At 70.3% G+C, this 6,694-nt stretch carries 5 protein-coding genes and 1 tRNA gene; all 6 read left to right on the top strand.

What is annotated here, in order from left to right:
* Window positions 1-8: 8 nt before the first annotated feature.
* The 6 genes from QH276_RS17890 to QH276_RS17915 all read left to right on the top strand — a co-directional run bounded on the left by QH276_RS17890 (window position 9) and on the right by QH276_RS17915 (window position 6,424).
* Complete coding sequence (locus QH276_RS17890; RefSeq protein WP_280400902.1) at window positions 9-743, top strand: hypothetical protein; 735 nt, start codon at window positions 9-11, stop codon at window positions 741-743.
* A 276-nt stretch (window positions 744-1,019) separates the two neighbouring features.
* Window positions 1,020-1,092 (top strand) — tRNA-Gln (locus QH276_RS17895).
* A gap of 157 nt (window positions 1,093-1,249) precedes the next feature.
* Window positions 1,250-2,104: an oxygenase MpaB family protein gene (locus tag QH276_RS17900; RefSeq protein ID WP_280400903.1), complete on the top strand. Its 855-nt coding sequence runs from the start codon at window positions 1,250-1,252 to the stop codon at window positions 2,102-2,104.
* A gap of 73 nt (window positions 2,105-2,177) precedes the next feature.
* Window positions 2,178-4,652 carry an ATP-dependent helicase HrpB gene (gene hrpB / locus QH276_RS17905; RefSeq protein WP_280400904.1) on the top strand — a complete coding sequence of 825 codons (2,475 nt, stop codon included), beginning with the start codon at window positions 2,178-2,180 and terminating at the stop codon, window positions 4,650-4,652.
* 130 nt (window positions 4,653-4,782) lie between these two features.
* A complete protein-coding gene (locus tag QH276_RS17910; protein WP_432278695.1) occupies window positions 4,783-5,229 on the top strand; it encodes a Zn-ribbon domain-containing OB-fold protein in 447 nt (148 codons plus the stop codon).
* Entirely contained in the window at window positions 5,222-6,424 is a 1,203-nt protein-coding gene (locus QH276_RS17915) for a lipid-transfer protein (protein ID WP_280400905.1), read from the top strand. The genes QH276_RS17910 and QH276_RS17915 overlap by 8 nt, the downstream gene beginning before the upstream one ends.
* Window positions 6,425-6,694 lie beyond the last annotated feature (270 nt).

Raw genomic sequence — 6,694 nt, forward strand, 5'->3', positions numbered from 1 at the left:
AAAAGCCGTTGTCCACCAAGCTGAATCAGCTCATCGCCATCGAGAAGGGCGCGAAGTCGCAGGCGAACGCCGACATCGCGGCCGCCTACCAGCGGGTGGGCAAGGCCGATCTGCTGGCGGGCATCTCCCGCACGTACCGGCCGCTGGACGATATGGGCGAAGAGCTGCCGCCGGAATCGAAGCGGGTCCAGGTGCGGGCGCGCGAGGTGATCGCCGATATGAAGAACACCCTCACCCGGCTGTTCGATGTGACCGCGACGAAGGACACCACCAACTGCTCGGCCAAGGCCGACCTGGTGGTCGACGGTGTCACCCTCGCCCGCGACCTGCCGGTCACCTATCTGCTGTTCCTGGAGAAGCAGCTGACCGAACTGAAGAAGTTCGTCGCCAAGCTGCCGACCCTGGATCCGGCCGAAACCTGGTCGTTCGACGAGGTGACCGACTGCTACGCCACCCAGCCGGCGCAGACGGTGCGCACCAAGAAGGTGCCGCGCAACCACGTCCTCGCCCCGGCCACCGATAAGCATCCGGCGCAGGTGGAGGTCTACCACGAGGATGTCGTGGTAGGTCGCTGGACCACCACGAAATTCTCCGGCGCCCTGCCCGCGAAGGAGGTCGGCGATATCGACGAACGCCTCGGCAAACTGATCGACGCGGTACGGTTCGCCCGGGAAACGGCGAACTCGACCCCCGTGACGGATGCCGAGCCGGGCCGGGCCGTTCTCGGCTACCTGTTCGGGTAGCGACCACAGACTCCCCCTCCGGGGGGATGGAGCACAAGCTGAAACTGAAGTTCAGACTGACACCACGGCAGTCGCTGCCAGAGCCTGCCGATAGATTCAGACTCTTGCTCCAAGTTCAACAACTCCATCGATCGCACGACGTGCGGGGGTGTTGCGATACTCCTGTCATCCGGGTTCGATTCCCGGCGGCGGCTCTCCCTGCCGCTGTGGTGTAAAGGAAACACGCGGGAATACTCACCATGACGCGCACTCGCACACCGGCGATCCCAGGTGGGGCGAACGATAGCTCATCAGGTAGAGCATCGGACTCTGGATCCGAGGGTAGTGGGTTCGAATCCCACTCGTTGATCAGAAGGGGCCGGGAAGGGTATTCCCGGCCCCTTCGCCTGTCACGAGCAGAAATTCCCGGCCACTCGCCGGTCTCGATGTATGGCGCCAGGGTGGGAATCACAGCCGGTATGTGAGATAATGTGTGAGTAATTCTCTCAATTTTGCATGGAGGCGCGATGTCCCGCCCAGCGTCAACGGAGTCGCATCCCCCGCAGTCCGAGCCGGATCCGCGCCGCAGGAACCTGGCCGGTCCCGGCGCCCTGCTCGGCGGCCCGGCGAACGTGATCATGCAGCTGAGCCTGGCCCCCGTCGGCCGCGGCGTCGTCGAAAGCACCGTCGACAGCGGCCGTTTCGATCTGCATCCGCGGAAGCGCGGCCGCACGACCCTGACCTACCTCGCGGTCGCCATGCTCGGCACCGACGAGGAATGCGAGGCCTATCGCGCCGCGGTCAATACCTCCCACCGGCACGTCCGGTCCCGCCCGGACAGCCCCGTGAAGTACAACGCGTTCGACCCCGAACTGCAGCTCTGGGTCGCCGCCTGTATCTACCAGGGCGTCGTGGATTCGCTGAACTACCTCTACGGTCCCCTCGACGAGGCCGATGCCGACGAGCTGTACCGGGAGTCGGCCCGATTCGGCACCACACTGCAGGTGCCCCCGGAGCTGTGGCCCGCCGATCGCGCCGCGTTCGCCGAGTACTGGGAACGGAAAAGCGCCGAGGTATCCCTCGACGACGAAGTGAAGGCCTATCTTCTCGGCCAAGTCGTCGACCTGGGTCCCTACGGCCGGCTCGAGCAGCTGGCCTTCCGCCGACTCAACCGGTTCTTCACCACCGGCTTCCTGCCGCAACGCTTCCGCGACGAACTGGGGCTGCAGTGGGGCCCGCGCCGGCAACGCGCCTTCGAACTGGCCATGCGCGCCATCGGGGCCGTGACCGCGGCCGGCCCCGAGCAATGGCGGTTGTATCCCCTGAACCGGCACCTGGCGGATATGCGCAGGCGCCGGGCACTCGGCAAACCACTGGTCTGACCGGCGAACACCACGTCGATGCGACGGTGGACCGGATGACCCGGATCGCCGCCGCGGGCTCAGACTGGTGGTGATGACACCGAACGAGCTTCCCGATCTTCCGGTCCGCGGCGTCGCCGGGCGCCTCGCCGAAACGCTGGCCGAACGCAAGACCGCGGTACTGGTCGCGCCCCCGGGAACCGGGAAGACGACCCTTGTCCCGCTGGTGCTGGCGGCACACTGTGCCGGACGCGTACTCGTCGCCGAACCGCGGCGGCTGGCCGCCCGGGCCGCGGCCGCGCGGATGGCCGAACTACTGGGCGAGCCGGTGGGCGGCACCGCCGGATATTCGGTGCGCGGAGACCGGAAGGTGGGGCGGGCGACCCGGATCGAGGTCGTGACCTCCGGTCTGCTGGTTCGCCGGTTACAGGACGACCCGGAGCTGGCCGGGGTCGATATCGTCGTACTCGACGAATGCCACGAGCGGCATCTCGACGCCGATCTGCTGCTGGCCTTACTGCTCGACGCCCGGGCCGGGTTGCGGCCGGATCTGCAGGTACTCGCGACCTCCGCGACCGTCGCCGCCGAACGCCTGTCGACGCTGTTGAGCGCACCGGACCCGGCGCCGGTCATCGAAGTTCGCGGCCGGGCCCATCCCGTGGAGACGGCATACGTCCCCGCACTACCCCGCGAACGTATCGAGGCGCACGTCGCGCGCGCCACCCGGACCGCACTGTCCGAAACCGGCGGCGACGTCCTGGTCTTCCTGCCGGGAGCCGCCGAAATCCGCCGCACCGCAGCACTTCTCACCGATCTGGACAGCGTGGATATCGTCCCGCTGCACGGCAGACTGCCCGCCACCCGGCAGGACACCGCGTTGCGGCCGGGCGCGCGGCGGCGCGTGGTGTTGTCCACCGCGGTCGCGGAGTCCAGTCTGACGGTGCCGGGAGTGCGCGCGGTGGTGGATTCCGGCCTCGCCCGGGTCCCCCGCCTCGATCGGGCGCGGGGGTTGTCCGGGCTGGCGACCGTCCGGGTCTCGGCGGCGGTGGCCGACCAGCGGGCCGGACGCGCCGGGCGGGAGGCACCCGGACACGTCTGGCGGTGCTGGCCGGAATACGAGCACGCCACCCTGCCGGCCTATCCGGAACCGGAGATCCGGACCGCCGACCTCACGCGCCTGGCGTTGGAACTGGCCTGCTGGGGCACCGCCGATGGACAAGCCCTGAGCTGGTGGGACGCGCCACCGCCCGGCGGGCTGGCCGCCGGCCGCGAGGTGCTGCGTGCCCTGGGCGCTGTCGGCGTAGACGGTGCGGTGACGGAGCGGGGTAGGCGGATGGCCCGGCTGGGACTGCATCCGCGGTTGGCACGCGCGTTGCTCGACGGGGCCGAGGTGGTGGGGGCACGGACGGCGGCGGAAGTGGTCGCCGTCCTCGATGACGACACCCTCGTGGCGGGCGTCGACCTGCTCACCGGTCTGCGTGTGCTGCGCCGGGAACGGCCGGAGCGCTGGCGGCGCGAGGTCGAGCGGCTGGCCCGGTCGGTGGACGGCTCCGGCGACGCCGACGATCCGGCTTACGTTGTCGCACTGGCGTATCCGGAACGGCTGGCACGACGACGCGGCCCGGGGTCGGCGAGTTACCTGATGGCCGGCGGTACCGGGGTGACGCTGCCACCCGGCTCCGGGACCGGTGAACCGGAGTGGCTGGCGGTCGGTGTCGCGACCCGCGATCCGGGCCGTTCCGACGGGTACATCCGGCTGGCCGCGGCCGCCGACGAACAACTGGCCCGGCGGGCCGCGGCGAATCTGCTCGGCACCGTGGAGGAGATCGCGTGGGTCGACGGTGATGTGGTCGCCCGACGGGTCGAGCGGCTGGGCGCTCTCATCTTGTCGGAGAAACCCATTCGCGATCCGGAACCGGGAAAGCTCGCGGCGGCGTTGCGGCAGGGGCTGGACACGGCCGGGCTCGGCCTGCTGACCTGGCAGCCGGGGGCGTCCGCGCTACGCCGGCGCCTCGACTTCCTGCATCGCACGCTCGGCGACCCCTGGCCACCGGTCGACGATGATGCGCTGCTCGCCGCCGCCGATGTCTGGCTGGGTCCCGAACTCGCCGCCGCCCGCCGCCGCGCCGATCTCGAACGGATCGACACCGGGCAGGCGTTACGCCGGCTGCTGCCCTGGCCGGAGGCTGCCCGGATGGACGAGCTGGCCCCGGAGCGCCTGCCCGTCCCGTCCGGCAGCCGGCTCCCGCTCGACTATTCGGCCGACCCACCCGCGCTCGCGGTCACAGTGCAGGAGATTTTCGGCTGGTCGGACACTCCGCGTGTGGCCGACGGGCGCGTCCGGGTCGTGCTGCATCTGCTCTCACCCGCGGGCCGCCCGGTCGCGGTCACCTCGGATCTGGCCTCCTTCTGGCACACCGGCTGGCCGCAGGTTCGTGCCGACCTTCGCGGCCGCTACCCCAAACACGCCTGGCCGGAGGATCCGGCCACCGTCCCCGCGCACCGGGGCACCGCGCGCAACGCCGGCCGCGAACGATCCGCCTCCCCGCGGCAGCGCGATCCCCGGTAGCGACCGAGCGTGCGGAACAGGGGTCGCCCACGCCCGCGGCCGGACGGCGCAGGCCGATCGAACGGTGCGCAGGCGCGGCGAGGAGGGGATTCCCGTCCCAAAGTAGAACGTGTTCCTATACGGTCGGGGTGTGCAGAAAGAACAACGCCCCGCCGTGGCCGACTGGTTCACCGCGGACGACGGCACGGTGCGCCTGCAGGGAAGCCGCTGCACCACCTGCGGCACGCCGTACTTCCCGCGGAATACCCTCGCGTGCCGGAACCCGCAGTGCTCCGGTCCGAAGGACGGCTCCGAACTGGCCGAATACCTGTTTTCCACCCGCGGCCGGATCTGGTCGTACGCCGACGCCCGCTACAAGCCGCCACCGCCCTATGTCTCGCCCGACCCGTTCGAGCCGTATGTCGTCGCGGCGGTGGAGCTCGAGGTCGAGCAGATGGTGATCCTCGGGCAGGTGGTGCGCGGCCTCACCGTGGACGATCTGGCCGTCGGCATGCCGGTCGAACTGACCCTCGGCGTGCTGTACGAAGACGAGGAAGCCGAGCACACGGTGTGGATGTGGAGGCCGATCGATGCCTGAGACGAACGACCGCGATATCGCCGTCCTCGGCGCGGGAATGCACCAGTGGGGCAAATGGGGACGTAACTTCGTCGAATACGGCCTGGTCGCGGCCCGCGCGGCACTCGCCGATGCCGGGGTCGATCACCGCGACGTCGGCTATATCGCCGGTGCGGACACGATCCGCAACGGCTACCCCGGCTTCGTCTCCGGCGCGACGTTCGCGCAGGCGCTGGGCTGGTCGGGTGCGCGCATCTCGAGCAGTTACGCCGCCTGCGCCTCCGGCGCCCAGGCCATCGCCAACGCGCGCGCCCAGATCCTGGCCGGCTTGTGCGAGGTAGCGCTGGTGGTGGGTGCGGATGCCACCCCGAAGGGCTTCTTCCAGCCGGTCGGCGGCGAACGCCGCGACGATCCCGACTGGTTGCGTTTCCACCTGCTCGGCGCGACCAACCCCATCTATTTCGCGCTGTACGCCCGCCGGCGGATGGCGCTGCACGGCGCCACCCTCGACGATTTCGCCGCGGTGAAGGTGAAGAACGCGCGGCACGGCCTGAACAATCCGTACGCCCGCTATCGCAAGGAAGTGTCGGCCGAAGAGGTCGCCGCTTCGGCGATCGTCTCCGACCCCCTGCGCCTGCTGGATATCTGCGCGACCAGTGACGGCGGTGCCGCGCTGGTGCTGACCTCGATGGAGTACGCGCGCCGCCACGGTGTGACCGATCCGGTGCGCCTCCGCGCCCTGTCGACGGTCACTCCGACCTTCCCGAAAACCGTGCTCGATCTGCCCGATTTCGCGACGGATTCCGCCGTCGCGGTGACACCGCCGCCGCGCGAGTTCCGGTCGGCCGTCGCGCACGCCGCCTACGAAGAAGCCGGGATCGGCCCCGCCGATCTGTCCTTCGCCGAGGTCTACGATCTTTCCACCGCGCTGGAACTGGACTGGTACGAGGATATCGGGCTCTGCGAGACGGGCGGCGCGGAAGAACTGTTGCGCAGCGGCGCCACGACACTGGGCGGCCGAATACCGGTCAATCCCAGTGGTGGTCTGGCATGTTTCGGTGAGGCGATTCCCGCCCAGGCGATCGCGCAGGTCTGCGAACTCACCTGGCAGTTGCGCGGCGACGCCGACGGTCGCCAGGTGGCCGACGCCCGCGCGGGTATCGCGGTGAACCAAGGGCTGTTCGGTCACGGTTCGGCGATTATCGCCACCCGCTGATACCAGGTCCCTCGACCGGCGAGCACGGGAATCGGGGGGGCCCCCCGGGGGGGGGGGGGGGGGGGGGGGGGGGGGGCCGGGCGGTTGGGGGGGGTGTGGGGGGCCCCCGGGGGGGGGGGGGGGGCGCGCCCCCCCAGGGGGGGTCGGGGCCGGTTGGGGGATTTACCCCCCCCCGTTCAACCCCGGCCCCCCCCCGGCGCCCCCGGTTACGGGCCCGCCCGGCTGTTGGGCGGGGGGGGGGCCGTTCTTCCCGGACCGGCTTATGAGGGG

Origin of the sequence: Nocardia carnea, from assembly GCF_029869215.1 — a bacterium.
Lineage (GTDB): Bacteria > Actinomycetota > Actinomycetes > Mycobacteriales > Mycobacteriaceae > Nocardia > Nocardia carnea_B.